Source organism: Vibrio hibernica, assembly GCF_015223435.1.
Taxonomy (GTDB): Bacteria; Pseudomonadota; Gammaproteobacteria; order Enterobacterales; family Vibrionaceae; genus Vibrio; species Vibrio hibernica.
On sequence record NZ_VHKO01000002.1, the window covers coordinates 1 to 18,847 of the forward strand.

The following is an 18,847-nucleotide window of genomic DNA, read 5'->3' on the forward strand; positions in this document are numbered from 1 at the left end:
ATTATTATGGTCTTATTTCTTTTTTATTTACGAATCATCACAGATTTTTAGTTGCAGATAGGTGGTTGAAAAATGTGGGGAAGGCGAATAAAAAAATGGCCTGTTAATGTATAACAGGCCATGCATGAGTTTAGTTAATTTGTACTATACCTAAGTGTTGAGTATAGGAGATAAGTCATCGCTATTAGGCGTTAAAACTTATTATGCGCTAAAGATTTGGGTAAGCTCTGTCGCCGATAAGTGGTATTGACGAGGGCAGTTACGCCATGTGAGCAGCATGCGTTTATATTTTTCAAGCATTGGCATTTGGGCATTAAAGTAATGGTCTGCTTTATCAAATTGAGGATATAAACCTTCTGAATCGACGAGGAAGCGAACGTAATTAACGGCTTGATGCTCGGTTGCAATGTCAAAGCCTAAAAACTGTAGACGACGTTGATCAACTTGAGCCTTTTCAGCATCGGTAAGCATGTTATTGGATTCTTGCAATGCGTGGTACATTTCCATTATGTCGATAATGACACGGCATTCGTTTTCTTCTATACGACCGTAGTGCTTGATCTGTTCACGCATTTGAAGCTCATAACCACGCTCAACAATCGTTTGTAGGCGTTTATATTTTAGGGCGTTCTCTGGTTCTAATTTTTCCATAATACTGTATTGATTTGAAAGAATTAGACGCTGTGCATTTGTCATTTCCATTGAGGACCTCGATATAAATTAAAAATTCTTTTATACAAAATACTAGTATCGCGGAATACCGATTTTAGTCGTGATCTACGATGTGTAATTAGTAAGAAACGTTATCGTGATATTTACTTAGAATGGCCACAACATTATCCATCATCTCTTTTGATGGAGGATTAACGCCCTCAAGTGGATAATCAAAACCTAAAGCTTCCCATTTATGAGCGCCAAGTTTGTGATAGGGAAGCAGCTCCACTTTTTCAATGTTGTCCATGTCTTTGATGAATTCACCGAGCATTTCAGCCGATTCAGCATCGTCGGTATATCCGGGAACAATCACGTAACGTAACCATGTTTTTTGACCAATTTTATGTAAGTAGCGAGCAAAATCTAATGTTCGGTGGTTGGAGACGCCTATTAGATTTTTATGCACGTCATCTTTCATCTGCTTAATATCGAGCATAACCAGATCCGATACCGCTAAGACTTCATCGATGACATCAGTATGCTTACGAATATAACCATTGGTATCAAGGCAAGTGTGAATCCCTTCAGCGTGAGCGGCTCGAAAAAGATCTCGGACAAATTCAGGTTGCAGCATTGCCTCACCACCAGAGCAGGTAATACCACCGCCAGAGGCGTTCATGAAATGACGATAAGATTTCGCTTCGGTGATGATTTCTTCTACGGTTACTTCTTTGCCACCATGCGTATCCCATGTATCTCGATTATGGCAATACATACAACGCATTAAACAGCCTTGAGTGAAGATGATGAAGCGGATCCCTGGGCCATCGACAGTACCACAAGATTCATAAGAGTGAATTCGACCAGTTGCTGACATTGGATTAATCCTTTGTAATTTTATGTGTTTATTTTATTACAAATGCTAGTTCTAAAATAGGGGAGTGAGAGGATAAACTGAGTTTCTTTGATCTAAGAGGTGTAATTATTTGAAATGAATGAATACAGTTAAGAAAGCTGAAATTTTACATGCAAAGGCGATAAAATTGCCCTACTCAGAAGAGCAGGGCTTTATTATTTTATCAATACTTTGTCTCTATTTTTAGACTATAGAGACTCGGTGAAAGTACGTGCGATAACGTCTTGTTGTTGCTCTGTTGTTAGAGAGTTGAATCGTACAGCGTATCCAGAAACACGGATAGTCAGCTGAGGATATAGCTCTGGATGTTTCACCGCATCTTGTAGCGTTTCACGGTTAAGAACGTTTACGTTAAGGTGTTGACCACCTTCAACAGAGGCTTCATGGTGGAAGTAACCATCCATTAGACCAGCAAGGTTCGCTTTCTTCGCTTCGTCCGTTTTACCTAGTGCGTTAGGGACGATAGAGAAGGTGTAAGAAATACCATCTTGTGCATCAGCAAACGGCAGTCTTGCAACTGAAGTAAGAGAAGCAACAGCACCTTTCTCATCGCGACCGTGCATTGGGTTAGCACCTGGAGCGAATGGAGTACCAGCGCGACGACCATCTGGTGTGTTCCCTGTTTTCTTACCGTAGACCACGTTAGATGTGATCGTTAGGATAGATTGCGTTGGGATTGCATCGCGGTATGTTTTAAGTTTACGGATTTTGCCCATAAATACAGATACAAGTTCACAAGCAATGTCATCTACGCGTGAGTCGTTGTTACCAAATTTAGGATAATCACCTTCGATTTCGAAATCGAGCGCTAGGCCATTTTCGTCACGAATTGGTTTCACTTTTGCGTATTTGATTGCAGATAGTGAGTCAACAGCAACTGAAAGACCAGCAATACCACAAGCCATTGTACGGCGAACATCACGGTCATGAAGAGCCATTAGGGACGCTTCGTAGCTGTATTTGTCGTGCATGTAGTGGATAGAGTTCAATGCTGTTACGTATTGAGTCGCTAACCAATCCATGAAGTGATCCATTTTTTCCCAAAGCTCATCGTAATCAAGAATCTCAGAAGTGATCTTGTCCATTTTAGGCCCAATTTGCACTTTAAGTTTCTCATCTACACCACCGTTGATAGTGTAAAGCATGGTTTTCGCAAGGTTTGCACGAGCACCAAAGAACTGCATTTGTTTACCAACAATCATTGGTGATACACAACAAGCGATTGCGTAATCATCCGATGCTAGGTCTGGGCGCATTAGATCATCATTTTCGTACTGGATAGAAGAAGTATCGATAGACACTTTCGCACAGAAGTGCTTGAAGCCAGTAGGAAGTCGCTCAGACCAAAGAACCGTAATGTTTGGCTCAGGGCTTGGACCCATTGTGTATAGGCTGTTTAGGAAACGGAAGTTACTACGAGTAACCAATGTACGGCCATCAAGACCCATACCACCCATTGATTCTGTTGCCCAGATTGGGTCACCAGAGAACAATTCATCGTATTCAGGTGTACGTAAGAAACGAACCATACGTAGTTTCATTACGAAGTGGTCAATCATTTCTTGCGCTTGTGCTTCGGTAATTTTACCCGCTGCAATATCACGTTCGATGAAGATATCTAGAAATGTAGATGTACGGCCAAGAGACATTGCCGCACCATTTTGAGATTTAACCGCCGCTAAGTAGCCGAAGTAAGTCCACTGAATCGCTTCTTGAGCCGTTTGTGCAGGCTCGGAGATGTCACAGCCGTAAGAAGCTGCCATTTCTTTAATTTGACCTAGTGCACGATGTTGCTCTGCAATTTCTTCACGAAGTTGCATAGTAGCCGTTAGATCTTCGCCTTTTTCAAAACGCTCTTGTAGAGATGTAAATTGAGCGAATTTATCTTTCATTAGCATGTCGATACCGTAAAGCGCGATACGACGGTAATCACCAATGATACGACCACGGCCGTAAGCATCAGGAAGGCCGGTTAATACGCCTGATTTACGACATTTCATGATGTCTGGAGTATAGATATCGAAAACACCTTGGTTGTGTGTTTTACGGTACTCAGAATAAATTTTAGAAATTTGTGGGTCTAAAGTGCGACCGTATGCTTTACAAGAACCTTCAACCATACGCACACCACCATTTGGGATGATGGCACGTTTTAGTGGTGCTTCTGTTTGAAGACCAACGATAGTTTCAAGGCTTTTGTTAATGTATCCAGCATCATGCGAAGTGATAGTAGAAATAACGGAGGTATCAAAATCAAGGGGAGCAAGAGTCTTGTTCTCGATTTTAATGCCTTCCATTACTTGAGCCCAAAGCGCATCAGTGGCTTCAGTACCCTCAGAAACTAGGAAAGATTCATCACCTTCATAAGGTGTATAGTTCTTTTGAATGAAATCACGAACGTTTACTTCGTTCTGCCAATCACCTTGTGCAAAACCTTCCCAAGCTTTAGCAAATTGCTCTGCCATGACATACCTACCTTTTTAGTAGAAAAAATACGTACTGTAATAGGGCACTAAAATGAAGTGAGTCTATCGCCTTAAAGCACCAGTACACTCTGATTAATAATAATACGAATAGATTACGCTGAGTTTCTATTCGTATTGTTACTATTGCGTGAACATCCTTGCTCAAAGATCGAGAAACGTATGATGGATTATCCTAACGGTTCTATTTAAAAAAAATCAAAAAATTACAAACTCTTAGCTTGAGTACATAGCATTACCATGTTAATTCGCACGTTTCAATCCAAACAAGCGTAGTGGTTATTGCTTAAATCGCAAGCGAGTTCACCGTGGCTTTTATCGATAAAATGTAACGTTGGTAACCGAATCTTTATAATTTTCTGCTTAACTATTTTAGATAAAATTACCAACAATGAGGTAGGTCAGTGTTGATCTGGATCACTTTTTTTTTAAACTCTGCATAAATAATAAAATATTTTTATAAAAGTTATAATTTTTTTTGATTTTTTGATTTTTGAGTAGAGAGATGAATGCAGTTGGTTTAGTGGCCTAGAAGCAATTGTTCTACCCCGTAAAGAGCAGAACAATAAAAAGACCGATTATTCTTTGTCAGTTTGTGCAGATTGAGATTGCTTGTTGTTCGCTTTATTAGATCTCACCATATGAACATGTAAATCTCGTTGTGGGAATGGAATGATAATACCTTCTTCATCAAAGCGTATTTTCACCGCACGCGTCACTTCACGTTTTACATCAATTAAATCATCGGTTTTCACCCAAGGGCGAACCACAAAATTAACGGAGTGATCGGTTAATGAATCGACTTGGATGATTGGTTCTGGTGTTTTTAATACACGTTCGTCAGCATCTAGTATTTCTTTAAATATAGCTTCTGCTTGTGGAATAGAGTCGCCATGACCAATGCCAAACACCATATCGACGCGACGTACTTTCTCAAATGTCCGATTAATAATGACATCGCCCCATATTTTTGAGTTAGGAATAAGGAGTACTTCATTATCGAAGGTTCGAATTGTCGTGTTCACTAAGCTTACTTTGCTGACTTTTCCTTCTACGCCAGCAGCGCTAACCCAATCACCAACATCAAATGGTCGGTAAATGAGAACCATGATCCCGGATGCAAAATTAGAGAGCGTATCTTGCAGAGCAAAACCAATGATAATACCTGCCACCCCAAAGCCTGCCAAGATTGGCGTTAAATCTAATCCAACTTGTGCCAAAGCGATTAAAAAAGCGATGGAATAAATTAACTTGGCGGTTATTGAGACTAAAAATTGTTGCATTAAATAGCTAAGCTTTAAGTGGGTTGTTTTGACCACGCTGCTCACCAATCGGTTGGTACCTTTAGCGAGGATATGCGCAATAGTTAAAATTAAAATGAACATGAAAGTATTGAACAAAAGATTTGGACTATTAATAACAAGCCACTTACTTACCTTTGTACAAAGGGTGGATAGAGTAGAGGTGACCATGCCCCAGCTGAGGAAGTCATGGGTAATTGCGCCTGTGGCGGTGAACAACTGCTGTTTAAAACCAACGGTATTGAGACCAAGTGGTTCAGCAATTTCAATGTAGCTATCAAGCATCTTGCTATAAGTATCAATATTACGTTGGAGGTAATTCAGTTCCAGATCAAATTGACCTTTTTGATCGGCCGGGACTTTATCCAATTGTTTATTTAAGGCTAATTGACGGTTTAATGAGTAATGCAGCGATGCAGATGTGAACTTAGCTGCATTATTGACTTGGTGGCGAAATAACGACATCACCAAGGTATTATCTTCACCCAGTTTACCTAACCATAAGTAGTTTTGATATTGAAAACCATGCACTTTTGCAAGCGCTTGGCGGTGTTCATTTAATGGTATTTGCAGTAATAATCGGTCTTCTTTACTCGCGTCATGGACACCTTTTTGTAATTTGGTAATGGTGCGATCTAAATACGCCAAATATTTGCTGTCATAATTTATTTGTTTATGCATTTGTTCAATTAAAAACGGGGTATTGCGATCCTTTTTGTCCATCGCATCCGATAGACTACTGCGTAACTTATTATAATTCTCGAAGAGTTCTAACTGAAATATCGAAAGTTGTTCACCACTGGCCTTTTTTGCTTGTTTGGCTAGTTCCTCAATATTTTTATTTTGTTCAATGATTTCTTGTTGATAACTAGGGGGATTGACGACAAGATTGGCCCAAGTGAAAGTACTTAAGCAAGATGAAAAAGCTAAGAAGATAAGGTAGAAATAGCGCATAGGTTGTAAAAGCCAATCAATAAAGAGCAATGGCCGTTATTATTGCTAAGTTTATAAGAAACGCAACCTAGAGGCCGTGAGTTTAAAGTCAAAAACAGATGAGTAACAAATTGAATGACGTCAATATGATGAAATAAAGCGCCATTCGTTATTTTCTTGTTACGTTCTTGTCGTTAACTATGAATTCGTGTTATTGAGTACTCTAACAATTGATTAACTTATGATCGCAATCAAAATATTGACTACTAAAACGATTCGTTAAGCTTACTTGCAGTTCGAATTATATTCCGATTTTGGTTTCTAGACTAAACTGCATATATACTAATAGCCTTATCCCATTAATGGATGGTGGGGAAAATACAAGGAGCTGTGGCGGATGACAGTTGTACCCGCATTAGATATAAAAAATCTTCATAAAACTTTTGGTCAAAATGAAGTACTCAAAGGGATATCTTTATTTGCCAATCAAGGCGATGTCATTTCTATTATTGGCTCTTCCGGCTCAGGCAAGAGTACCTTTTTGCGCTGTATTAATTTGCTTGAAACACCGACTTCGGGCGAAGTTTGGGTAAAGGGTGAACTAATTAAAATGAAATCGAATCGACAAGGTGACTCTTTACCTGTCGACGAAAAGCAAGTGCAACGTATTCGTTCTCGCCTTGCGATGGTGTTTCAAGGTTTCAATTTATGGTCACATTTAACTGTACTCGAAAATGTCATTGAAGCGCCTGTTCATGTCATGGGTATTCCAAAATCAGAAGCCATTGAAAATGCAGAGTTACTTTTAAAAAAAGTGGGGCTGTATGATCGTAAGAATTACTATCCCGGTCACTTGTCGGGAGGTCAGCAACAACGTGCGGCCATTGCTCGCGCTTTAGCGGTTGATCCTGAAGTAATGCTATTTGATGAACCAACCTCTGCTTTGGATCCTGAACTCGTAGGCGAAGTGCTAGGTGTAATGCGTGATTTGGCCGAAGAAGGCCGAACTATGCTAGTGGTGACGCATGAAATGTCATTTGCGCGAGATGTATCCAATCATGTCATGTTTCTGCATCAAGGAATTGTGGAAGAAGAAGGACATCCTGAAACGTTATTTAATCACCCCGAATCAGATCGCTTTAAGCAATTTATATCATCGGTTTATTGATGACATTGTCTTAATTGTTTTTTAAGGTGATAAATCATTCAACGTGATGCTTGTATACCTAAATTATTTTGAGTGTATAGCTAAGTTTGAGCATATAACTAACTAACGAAGTAAGACGGGTATAGCATCACGTTAAATAACAGGTCGAAGACCTAAACATGCAACAACATAATAAAAATACATGACGCGCTCAAATATGAAGAGCATAAGTAATAATCACAGGAGTATGGATATGAAAAAGTGGTTTTTAGTCGCAGCTATAGCAGCAACAGCTGTATCAGGGCTTGCACAAGCCAAGGATTGGAAATCAGTGCGTTTTGCGACAGAGGGAGCTTACCCTCCGTTTAATTACACAAATTCTGATGGCACATTAGGCGGCTTTGATGTCGATTTAGCTAATGCTATTTGTAAAGAAATGCAGGCGAAATGTCAGGTTGTCCCGCAAGATTGGGATGGCATCATTCCTGCTTTATTAGCTCGTAAATATGATGCGATTATTGCAGGTATGTCGATAACAGAAGAGCGTAAAAAGAAAGTCGCGTTTACTCATAAATATGCATTAATACCCAATAAGTTTATTGCTAAAAAGGGTGCTGATATTAAATTCACCAAAGAAGGCTTAAAAGGCGTGAAAATTGGTGTTCAGCGTTCAACTACTCATGATCAATATATTGAAGACAACTATAAAGACATCGTTGATGTAGTTCGTTACGGCACTTTTGATGAAGCGTATCTGGATCTTGAAAGTGGACGAATCGATGCCGTATTTGGTGATGCTTCTGCACTTCAAAGTGGCATGTTAGATAAAGTTGAAGGTTATGAATTTACTGGTCAATCTTTGACTGATGAGAAATGGTTTGGTGATGGTTTTGGTATAGCGGTTCGTAAACAAGATCAAGATCTTGCAGACCAAATTAATAAAGCCATTGATGCATTACGTGCGAAAGGCATTTATCAACAAATCGCGGCTAAATATTTTAGCTACGACGTTTACGGTAAATAATAGACGTTCTTTCATTTAAAAGCCGCAATACCGATTAATCTTACAAGGGTATTGCGGCTTTTCAAAAATTAGATACTTATGATATTCGATTTTTTACAAGGCTATGAAGATACAATTTTAAAGGGAGCACTGGTAACGATTGAAGTTGCGGTGTTATCTTTATTGGTTGCTGTGGTGTTAGGTATGTTGGGTGCGCTCGCCAAATTATCGCCTTATCGTTGTGCGAGAATGGTCGCGACCGCCTATACAACCATCATCAGAGGGATCCCAGATCTTGTGTTGATGATGTTGATTTTCTTTGGCGGTCAGATCTTGCTTAATAATTCGTTGTATGCATTAAATGAGCACATTAATTCTTGGATGACGAGTTATAACCCCGCTCATGAATGGACGGGATATTTACCTGATTATATCGATGTGAGTCCTTTCGCTGCGGGTATATTAACGATTGGATTTATTTTTGGTGCTTATATGGCTGAAACATTTCGTGGTGCCATCATGGCGGTCGATAAAGGTGAACTGGAAGCAGCAAAAGCATACGGCATGAATGGCAGTTTAGCATTTAGACGTATTTTATTACCGCAAATGATTCGTCATGCTATTCCAGGTTTTGGCAATAACTGGTTAGTACTACTGAAAACGACGGCTCTCGTCTCAATTATTGGTTTAGAAGACATGGTCCGAGTTGGCGCGTTAGCGGCTGGTTCGACCAAAATGCCGTTTACCTTTTATATGACAGTGGCGGTTATTTTCTTATTTTTTACCAGCATTTCAATTGCGCTACTTAGGCTCTTGGAACGCAAATATACGTTACATACGAGGTAGGCATGGATTTTTCAGTGATTGTTGATAGCTTGCCTTTATATGTTGGTGGCTTGTGGACTACATTTTGGTTAGTAGGTTTATCGCTAATTATTGGTTTATGCATTGCCATTCCTGCCGCTCTTGCAAGAACCAGCTCGAATGCTTTTATTAATTTTCCAGTGTGGTGTTATAGCTACTTTTTCCGTGGAACGCCTCTTTTGGTTCAGCTATACCTTATTTACTATGGTATGAATCAATTTATGCACGTTAAAGATACCCTATGGGAACATGCTTGGTTTTGCGCCTTAGTGGCATTTGTGCTTAATACTGGAGCTTATACAGCGGAGATCGTTGCTGGTGCTATTCGTGGATTAGATAAAGGCGAGATTGAAGCGGCGAAAGCGTATGGAATGTCCAATATTAAAATGTATCGTCGTATTATTTTACCGAGTGCATTACGAAGGGCGCTTCCGGCTTATAGTAACGAAGTGATTTTTATGCTGCATGGCTCGGCTATTGCTGGGATCGTGACAATCATGGATATCACAGGTGTGGCTCGCTTAGTGAATTCAAGAACCTATGCCCCGTTTGAAGCTTTTTTTACGGCAGGGATCTTCTATATGATTTTAAGTATGTCGATTATTTATCTATTCAAATTGACAGAAAAAAGGTTGCTCGCTTACACGAGACCATTGAGCTGAAACCCTTTTTTGAACATAAAAACGCCGGCTTAAATTTTGTATTTAGCCGGCGTTTTTTTAGGTGTTTAGCTTGGCAGACTTATTTAAACTCAGACCAGATTGGTGCGTGATCGGATGGTTTTTCAATGCCGCGCAACTCATAATCAATCCTAGCATCAATACATTTCGCAGCAAGGCTTGGCGTGGCTAAAATCACATCAATACGTAGGCCGCGATTATCATCAAAACCACGTGAGCGATAGTCAAACCATGAGAATTGGTCATCCACTTGTGGGTGAAGATTGCGGAAGGTATCTTCAAAGCCCCAATCTAATAATGTTTTAAGCCATTCTCTTTCTTCTGGCTGGAATGAACACTTACCAGATTTTAACCAACGCTTTGCATTAGGCTCACCGATACCAATGTCTAAATCAATCGGACTAATGTTTATATCACCCATTATGATCACTTGTTCATCATTGGTATGAGTAAGGTTGAGGTGGGTCATCAAATCTTTATAAAACTGGCGTTTATAAGGGTATTTAGTTTCATGATGAATACTGTCACCCTGTGGAAAATAGCCATTCATTACGGTGGTTTTTTGTCCTGACTCATCTTTCAATGTCACCATGATCATACGGCGTTGGTGCTCGTCTGTATCAGTCGCAAACCCACGTTGTACCGAAATAGGCTTTTGCTTACATAACATAGCCACGCCGTAATGTGCTTTTTGGCCATGGAAATAAACGTGATAACCCATTGCTTCAACGGCTTCTAAAGGGAAGGCTTCATCATGCACTTTGATTTCTTGCAGGCCAATCACGTCTGGTTGATGCTTATCAATAATAGCTTGTAATTGGTGAAGGCGGGCACGCAGGCCATTTATATTAAATGAGATTGCTTTCATTGGGATTCTACTTTCCTTTTAGAGTTTGGAACATCTTAAAGCGAAGCGGGGAAAAGTAAAAGTGGGCAAACCGATATTGTCCGGTTTGCCCACTTAATTGAATGGTTAATCAGCAGAAATTGGCTTATTCAGTAAACCAGTAACCAAGATTGAGTAACTTGATCAGTAGCTGTATTGCTTCTGGAAATGCGGTGATCTGATTAAGAATATCTGCATTTATTTCATCTTGTTCTGTTAAACAAGGTACAAAACTGAGTAAGCTTTCATCTAAGGTAAAAACTTCACCATTGATAAATAGAGTCAGTGGTAGGTTTTCATGATAAAGCACTCGCAGACCTTGAACTTTAAATAAGCTATCACCTGATTCAATGTGGAGCATTAAATCATCCGCCGTCCAGTCTTCTTCTGGTTGAAGCATATTTAATTGATGGCGAGATTGGCTTAGCATACAACCTAAAAAGGACTCTAATAACTCCGGTTGCTGCGTTGCTTTTTGTAGCATGTCTACCATTATTTCAGCATCTTTCGTCTGGATCATACCATGGCGTTCTTGTGCTTTTTGATCGGGATTATGCAAATGTGTATCACCAATATCACAGGCTAAAACGTAATCAGCGAAATTGCTGAGTAGCTCTTGTTCCTTGGGTGAGCGATAACCGACCGAGTAGCTCAGTGAGGCTTCTAAAGCATATCCATCATGGGGAAAGCCCGGTGGAATATATAGGATATCGCCGGGTTCCAGCACATCATCAATAATGGCATCAAAAGAATCTATCTGGCGCAGTGCTGAATTGCGACAAACCTCTTCATATTGTCCTTCATCTTTTGCACCTACACGCCAATGACGCTTACCTAAACCTTGGCAGATAAAGACATCGTATTGATCGATGTGAGGGCCAACGCCACCATTGGGCATAGCAAAGCTCACCATTAAATCATCAAATAACCAGCCGGGCATGGTTTTGAAAGGGGCCAGCATTTCATTGACTTGTGGATGCCAATGGTTTGCCGCTTGTACTATCAAGGACCAATTACTTTCTCCCAGCTCAGCAAATTTATCCTCAGAAAATGGGCCATGCTCTGCTTGCCAATCATCATTCAAATTAGAGATAAAGCGTGAGTCAATTTCTTCTTCCATTGCAAGACCGGCTAATTCATCTGGGCTGATTGGATCAACAAACCCTTCTTCTTGAGTGTTAAAGAAGAGACCACCTTTAATGATAATCGGTTTTTTCTGCCAATATTCAGCTAGAAATTCAGAGAAAGAAAATGATAATTGATACATGGATTAGCCTTAGGGGAAGCAAACAGGGCGCGATTGTATCAGAAAATTAATAAAAAAGGAGAGGGCTTATGCGGAGTCGAAGTGAACAATAAAAAGCAAAAAGGGCTAGCCGAAGCTAACCCTTTGCGGTTTTCTATTGAGAGTGTGATTAAAGCTGATCAGTTAACTTAATTGCATCACCAATGTAGTTAGCGGGTGTCATCAGTTTAAGACGTGCTTTTTCATCTGCTGGGATTTCTAGACCATCAATAAATGCACGCATGCCTTCGCCATCAACACGTTTGCCGCGAGTTAGTTCTTTTAACTTCTCGTAAGGTTTTTCAATGCCGTAACGACGCATAACGGTTTGTACTGGTTCTGCTAATACTTCCCAGTTTTTGTCTAGTTCCGCTTCAAGTGCTGCGCGGTTGACTTCGAGTTTGCTAATGCCACGCATAACAGAAGAATAAGCGATTAATGCATAACCACAACCGACACCTAAGTTGCGAAGAACTGTTGAATCAGTAAGGTCGCGCTGCCAGCGAGAAATAGGCAGTTTTTGAGCCAAATGACCAAAGATAGCATTGGCTAAACCAAGATTACCTTCCGAGTTTTCAAAGTCGATTGGATTGACTTTATGCGGCATGGTTGAAGAACCAATTTCACCAGCAATCGTTCTTTGTTTAAAGTGACCTAATGCAATGTAGCCCCAAATATCACGATCAAAATCGATTAAGATGGTATTAAAGCGTGCAATGGCATCAAACAATTCAGCAATGTAATCATGCGGCTCGATTTGAGTCGTGTACGGGTTCCAGTCTACACCTAGAGATTGAGTAATAAACTCTTCGCTAAATGCATGCCAATCAAGTTCAGGGTAAGCCGAGATGTGAGCATTGTAGTTACCTACTGCGCCATTAATTTTGGCTAGAATTTCAACATTAGCGATTTGCTTGAATTGACGCTCCATGCGATACGCCACGTTCGCCATTTCTTTACCCATCGTTGAAGGTGAAGCAGGCTGACCGTGTGTACGAGACAATAAAGGAATGTCACGGTATTCAACCGCAAGGCCTTTAATAGCATCAATGATGGTACGAATTTGTGGCAAGATTACTTCGTTACGTGCTTCTTTAAGCATTAATGCATGTGAAGTGTTGTTGATATCTTCAGAAGTACAAGCAAAGTGAATGAACTCACTAACCGCATGCAATTCAGGCATTGCTTCAACTTTTTCTTTCAGGAAATATTCAACCGCTTTTACATCGTGGTTGGTGGTTGCTTCAATGGTTTTGATACGATTAGCATCTTCTTCAGAGAAAGTGGCCGCTAAGTTATCAAGAAATTGAGTTGCTTCATCACTAAATGCTGGGACTTCTGAAATTTCAGTGGTCGCTGCAAGCTTCTGTAACCAACGGATTTCAACAATAGTACGATACTTAAGTAAACCGTACTCACTGAAGATTTCGCGTAACGCAATCGTTTTACTTCCGTAACGGCCGTCTACCGGTGAAACAGCAGTCAATGCTGACAGTTCCATGTGGATCTCCTGAATTAAATTGAGTGTGTTTGAATGTGAAATAAATGAGGTATTTTTATCATCATATTTTGTCTAAGCATCTAAGCATCTAAGCTCTTGCTAATAAAATTTTAGCTTGCTCGACCATTTTCTTTCGACCTAACAATAAATGACGACGTTTACCACCGACCTGGCGCCATAACACGGCGCAGCGCATGCCAGCTAATAAAAGGGCTCGAACTTTATGTTGATTGGTGGTTTGTTGTAATATGGCTGGCGTTCCTGCGATTTGAATTCGAGGTCCAACAGGGCTGATGACATCTAAATAGACACTGGCAAGATTACTGATCATTTGATGATCGAATAAATCATAATGTTCAGTTTGGCGTGAAACTGTTTCTAAACGATCGCCAAGTTGTGCCATGGCATCAGAACGGGCATTTAATTTCCGTTCAAGCGACATAACACTAATGATATAACGGGTCGCTTCAGTGCCATTAGGACTACTATCAATACCTTTAATTAAAGTCTCTAAACCAAGTTTTAAATTGGACTCATCGCCGAACACATCTAAAGTGCTGCTTGGATTCATATTGACAATCGTTTTTAGCGTGGCTTCAAATGCGTCGTTATCACAATGTCCGTTTTTAGCTATCTGTTGAACAAGCGCAACGGCTTGGCAAATTCCAGCGAAAGCGATGGTACGGTCATAAAGGGTTTGAGCCACGGGTGATCTCCAGAACGATGAATAACAAATTAATTACGATGATATAAATAGGGCCTCCGTAATGGAAGCCCAATGAATGACTTAAATTCGAGCCTCGATGATACCACCACCAAGGCACACTTCGCCAGAGTAGAACACCGCCGATTGACCGGGTGTTACGGCAACTTGTGGTTCATCGAAAATGACACGTATGTTGGTGTCATTAATCGGTTCAATAGTACAAGCAATATCTTGCTGGCGATAACGCGTTTTTACTGTGCAACGTAAGGACTCGGTGATTACTTTACGATCGACCCAATCTAGTTGAGAGGCAAGTAATCCGGTTGATTTTAATAATGGATGCTCACCACCTTGAACTGCAATTAATACATTACGTTTCAAATCTTTTTCAGCAACATACCAAGGATCTTCGTTACCACCGCCGCCTTTTTGACCGCCAATGTGTAAGCCTTTACGTTGACCAAGCGTGTGATACATCAAACCTTGATGCTCACCAATAACTAAACCTTCTGGCGTTTCAATTTTACCCGGTTGGGCTGGTAAGTAACGGGATAAGAATTCAGTAAATTTACGCTCGCCAATAAAACAAATACCTGTGGAATCTTTTTTCTTGGCCGTGATCAGGTCTTGTTCTTCTGCAATTCGGCGTACTTCTGGCTTCTCTAGTTCACCAACTGGAAACAAACTGCGTGCAACTTGTTCATGGCTGAGTGTATATAAGAAGTAACTTTGATCTTTATTGCTATCTATACCGCGTAACATTTTAGGTTTTATACCTGCCGCTTGTTCTTCTGCTGTTGGAAAAGTGCGGCGAACGTAATGACCCATCGCGATAAAGTCAGCTTCAAGCACTTCATCGGCAAACTCTAGGAAAGCTTTGAATTTGATTTCTTTATTACACAGAATATCAGGATTTGGGGTACGGCCTGCTTTGTATTCGGCTAAGAAATATTCGAATACGTTATCCCAATATTCAGCGGCAAAATTGATGGTATGCAAATGGATACCAAGTTTGTCACACACAGCCTGTGCATCGGCAAGATCTTCTGCCGCGGTACAATATTCTTCGTTATCATCTTCTTCCCAGTTTTTCATGAAAAGGCCTTCAACCTGATAGCCTTGCTGTTGAAGAAGGTAAGCTGAAACGGAGGAATCAACACCGCCGGACATTCCGACAATGACTTTCTTTTGGCTGTTATCTGACATCTATGAATACCACTTAATTTAACTGGGCGAGATTCTAGCAGAAACTTATCGGTGGTTACACCTTTCTTACTAGTTATAAAACTTGGTATTTACCGGGCTTTAAATCCCCTAAATTCCATTCTCCAATCGAATAACGAATTAATCTAAGTGTTGGAAAACCAATGTTGGCGGTCATTCTACGGACTTGGCGGTTTCTACCTTCAATAATACTGATTGCAATCCAAGTGGTTGGAATGGCGGCGCGAAAACGAACTGGTGGGTTTCTTTCTTCAATATCCGGGGCTGGTATTAACTCAACTTTGGCAGGTAAGGTCATTCCATCTTTGAGTTCAACGCCTTGACGAAGTTTATCTAAGTCAGGCTCACTTGGTGTACCTTCTACTTGCACCCAGTATGTTTTTGGTGATTTAGATTGTGGTTGCGTGATTTTGGCTTGTAATACGCCATCATTGGTCAGCACCATTAAACCCTCACTATCACGATCTAACCTACCAGCAGCGTAAACTTCCTTTATATCAATAAAATCAGCTAATGTTTTACGTCCTTCACCATCCGTAAATTGGCTGAGTGTGTCGTAAGGTTTATTAAAAAGCAGCACAACACGTTCTGAATCTGAGATTTTTTTTGGTTTAATTTCTTGACGTCTGTAGCTCTGATTTTTATGTATAGAACCCTTTTTAAACTTAGATTGTGTTTTAAACGAACTTGAGGTTTTGGCTTTATTTGATGTGCGAGAAGGGGCTGTCATGTTAACTACCTTGCAAAAATGTAAACAAACTGGATGAGTAAGTTTTAAAAATCTCAGATTTGATCTAATATGGAGCGCACTGAAAATGAAGATTGTACAGATAATAGAAGCAGAAACGAATTTTGTTTAATTTAATGCGTTTTATTATTGATAAAAACCGGAGAGAGGATTAAATCCATCTCTTCTACAGTCACGCAGCCAACTCCCAAAATTTCGGCTGTTCAAACTCTATAGGGAAATTCAATGTCTACAACTAATACTAGTCAAAAGCAGCCTACCATTATCTATACCATTACGGATGAAGCTCCAGCTTTGGCGACACATTCATTATTACCCATCATTCGAGCTTTTACGGCATCTTCAGGTATCGCTTTTGATACTCGCGATATCTCATTAGCTGGTCGTATTATCGCAAACTTCCCTGAATACTTAACTGAAGAGCAACGTATTGGTGATGCACTAACTGAGTTAGGCGAATTAGCGAATACCCCAGAAGCTAATATTATTAAATTGCCTAATATTTCAGCTTCTATCCCGCAATTGCGTGCAGTAATTAAAGAGTTACAAGCGAAAGGTTATGCGCTTCCAAATTATCCTGATGAACCAAAAACAGATGAAGAGCGTTTAATCCAAGACACTTATGGCAAGATTAAAGGTAGCGCAGTAAATCCAGTATTACGTGAGGGTAACTCCGATCGTCGAGCGCCACTTTCTGTTAAAAATTATGCTAAGAAAAATCCACATTCGATGGGAGCTTGGGATAAAAACTCTACTTCTCATGTAGCGAGTATGGGACACAATGATTTTTATGGTAGCGAAAAATCCACCACGATTGATGGTGCGACTTCTGTTCGTATCGAGCATGTGGATGCTGCAGGAAATGTTGAAGTACTAAAATCCGAATTTGCTTTAAAAGATAAAGAAATTATTGATGCTGCTGTATTAAATAAATCGGCATTGGTTGAGTTTTTTGAGAAAGAAATTACGGCCGCAAAAGAGCAGGGTATTTTACTTTCATTGCACCTAAAAGCCACCATGATGAAAGTATCGGATCCTGTTATTTTTGGCCATGCTGTAAAAGTATATTATAAAGATGTGTTTGCTAAATACGGTCGCTTGTTTGAAGAGCTAGGCATTGATGTGAACAACGGTCTAGGTGATGTTTATAGTAAAATTGAATCATTGCCAGCGGATCAAAAACAAGAAATTGAACAAGCTATCCAAGCTGTTTATTCAACACGTCCGGCGTTAGCGATGGTGGATTCGGACCGCGGTATCACCAACCTGCATGTTCCAAGTGATGTAATTGTCGATGCCTCTATGCCAGCGATGCTACGTTCTTCTGGTAAAATGTGGAATAACGATGGTCAATTACAAGATACGAAAGCGATGATTCCTGACCGTTCATATGCAGGTGTTTACCAAGCTGTAATTGATTTTTGTAAATTACATGGTGCATTTGATCCAACCACGATGGGTAGCGTACCTAACGTTGGCTTAATGGCACAAAAAGCAGAAGAATACGGCTCTCACGATAAAACTTTTGTGGCGAAAAAGTCGGGAGTTATTCGTGTGGTTGATACAAATGGTACGACACTCCTAGCACAAGATGTGCAAGAGGGTGATATTTTCCGTATGTGCCAAGTGAAAGATGCACCAATTTTGGATTGGGTGAAACTTGCAGTGACTCGCGCTCGCGCAACTGGCGTTCCTGCAGTGTTCTGGCTAGATGAAAATCGGGCGCATGATGCAGAGCTTATCAAAAAAGTGAATGCTTATTTACCAACATTTGATGTAGATGGCCTCGACATTAAGATACTTGAACCAGTATCTGCGACCAATTATTCACTTGAGAGAATTAAAGAAGGGTTAGATACCATATCGGTTACTGGTAACGTATTACGTGATTACTTAACCGATTTATTCCCAATTCTGGAACTTGGTACATCAGCGAAAATGCTATCAATCGTACCGCTTATGAATGGTGGTGGCTTATTTGAAACGGGTGCAGGTGGCTCTGCTCCTAAACACGTTCAACAAGTTGAAAAAGAAAATCATTTACGTTGGGACTCATTAGGCGAGTTCTTGGCTCTAGCTGCTTCTTTAGAGCACTTAAGCACCGTTACTGGAAATGCTAAAGCAAAAGTCTTAGCCGATACTCTCGATAAAGCGACAGGCCAATTCCTTGACGAAAACAAGTCACCTTCGCGTAAAGTGGGTGAGTTGGATAACCGAGGTAGCCATTTCTTCCTTGCGTATTTTTGGGCTAAAGCGTTGTCTGAGCAATCTACAGATGCCGATCTTGCGAAGCAGTTTTCTTCGATTGCAGGTGAACTTGCGCAAAAAGAATCGACTATTGTTGCTGAGTTAAATAATGCTCAAGGTGCGCCGGGTGATTTAGGTGGTTATTACTTTGTTGATGATGCAAAAGTGTCTAATCTAATGCGTTCTAGTAAAACTCTCAATAATATTATTGATAATATTTAATGTAAGAAAATATTATTGACCAAGTATCAAAGCGACTTATAATGAGT

At 40.3% G+C, this 18,847-nt stretch carries 15 protein-coding genes; 5 read left to right on the forward strand and 10 right to left on the reverse strand.

What is annotated here, in order from left to right:
* Positions 1-201: 201 nt before the first annotated feature.
* The 4 genes from FH976_RS01280 to FH976_RS01295 form a co-directional block, all read right to left on the reverse strand.
* Complete coding sequence (locus FH976_RS01280; RefSeq protein WP_194089112.1) at positions 202-702, reverse strand: YfbU family protein; 501 nt, start codon at positions 700-702, stop codon at positions 202-204.
* A gap of 88 nt (positions 703-790) precedes the next feature.
* Positions 791-1,531, reverse strand: coding sequence for a pyruvate formate lyase 1-activating protein (pflA, locus tag FH976_RS01285; protein WP_194089113.1), 741 nt, complete (start codon positions 1,529-1,531; stop codon positions 791-793).
* 227 nt (positions 1,532-1,758) lie between these two features.
* On the reverse strand, positions 1,759-4,035 hold the full coding sequence (gene pflB, locus FH976_RS01290; RefSeq protein WP_194089114.1) for a formate C-acetyltransferase: 2,277 nt from the start codon (positions 4,033-4,035) through the stop codon (positions 1,759-1,761).
* 596 nt (positions 4,036-4,631) lie between these two features.
* Positions 4,632-6,308, reverse strand: a complete 1,677-nt coding sequence (locus tag FH976_RS01295) for a mechanosensitive ion channel family protein (RefSeq protein WP_194089115.1) — start codon at positions 6,306-6,308, stop codon at positions 4,632-4,634.
* A gap of 376 nt (positions 6,309-6,684) precedes the next feature.
* Between FH976_RS01295 and FH976_RS01300 the strand changes: the two genes are divergently transcribed.
* From FH976_RS01300 to FH976_RS01315, 4 genes are all read left to right on the forward strand, one after another.
* Positions 6,685-7,455, forward strand: coding sequence for an ABC transporter ATP-binding protein (locus FH976_RS01300; RefSeq protein ID WP_194089116.1), 771 nt, complete (start codon positions 6,685-6,687; stop codon positions 7,453-7,455).
* 232 nt (positions 7,456-7,687) lie between these two features.
* Entirely contained in the window at positions 7,688-8,458 is a 771-nt protein-coding gene (locus FH976_RS01305; RefSeq protein ID WP_194089117.1) for an ABC transporter substrate-binding protein, read from the forward strand.
* A gap of 78 nt (positions 8,459-8,536) precedes the next feature.
* A complete protein-coding gene (locus FH976_RS01310) occupies positions 8,537-9,283 on the forward strand; it encodes an ABC transporter permease (RefSeq protein WP_194950280.1) in 747 nt (248 codons plus the stop codon).
* Between the two features lie 2 nt (positions 9,284-9,285).
* Positions 9,286-9,963: an ABC transporter permease gene (locus FH976_RS01315; protein ID WP_194089118.1), complete on the forward strand. Its 678-nt coding sequence runs from the start codon at positions 9,286-9,288 to the stop codon at positions 9,961-9,963.
* 79 nt (positions 9,964-10,042) lie between these two features.
* Here the strand turns inward: FH976_RS01315 and xthA are convergent, their stop codons facing one another.
* The 6 genes from xthA to FH976_RS01345 all read right to left on the reverse strand — a co-directional run bounded on the left by xthA (position 10,043) and on the right by FH976_RS01345 (position 16,313).
* The gene (xthA, locus tag FH976_RS01320; RefSeq protein WP_194089119.1) at positions 10,043-10,849 is read right to left on the reverse strand and encodes an exodeoxyribonuclease III; all 807 of its coding nucleotides are present in this window, start codon (positions 10,847-10,849) and stop codon (positions 10,043-10,045) included.
* 124 nt (positions 10,850-10,973) lie between these two features.
* Positions 10,974-12,134, reverse strand: coding sequence for a ribosomal protein uL16 3-hydroxylase (locus FH976_RS01325; protein WP_194089120.1), 1,161 nt, complete (start codon positions 12,132-12,134; stop codon positions 10,974-10,976).
* A 148-nt stretch (positions 12,135-12,282) separates the two neighbouring features.
* Positions 12,283-13,653 carry an adenylosuccinate lyase gene (gene purB, locus FH976_RS01330; protein ID WP_194089121.1) on the reverse strand — a complete coding sequence of 457 codons (1,371 nt, stop codon included), beginning with the start codon at positions 13,651-13,653 and terminating at the stop codon, positions 12,283-12,285.
* 88 nt (positions 13,654-13,741) lie between these two features.
* Positions 13,742-14,359, reverse strand: a complete 618-nt coding sequence (gene hflD, locus FH976_RS01335) for a high frequency lysogenization protein HflD (protein WP_194089122.1) — start codon at positions 14,357-14,359, stop codon at positions 13,742-13,744.
* Positions 14,360-14,440: 81 nt separating this feature from the next.
* Positions 14,441-15,565 (reverse strand): tRNA 2-thiouridine(34) synthase MnmA, encoded by a 1,125-nt coding sequence (gene mnmA / locus FH976_RS01340; RefSeq protein ID WP_194089123.1) that lies wholly within the window; start codon positions 15,563-15,565, stop codon positions 14,441-14,443.
* Positions 15,566-15,638: 73 nt separating this feature from the next.
* Positions 15,639-16,313, reverse strand: a complete 675-nt coding sequence (locus FH976_RS01345; protein WP_194089124.1) for a pseudouridine synthase — start codon at positions 16,311-16,313, stop codon at positions 15,639-15,641.
* 243 nt (positions 16,314-16,556) lie between these two features.
* On the opposite strand from FH976_RS01345, the gene FH976_RS01350 reads away from it, so the two are divergent.
* The gene (locus tag FH976_RS01350) at positions 16,557-18,800 is read left to right on the forward strand and encodes an NADP-dependent isocitrate dehydrogenase (protein WP_194089125.1); all 2,244 of its coding nucleotides are present in this window, start codon (positions 16,557-16,559) and stop codon (positions 18,798-18,800) included.
* Positions 18,801-18,847 lie beyond the last annotated feature (47 nt).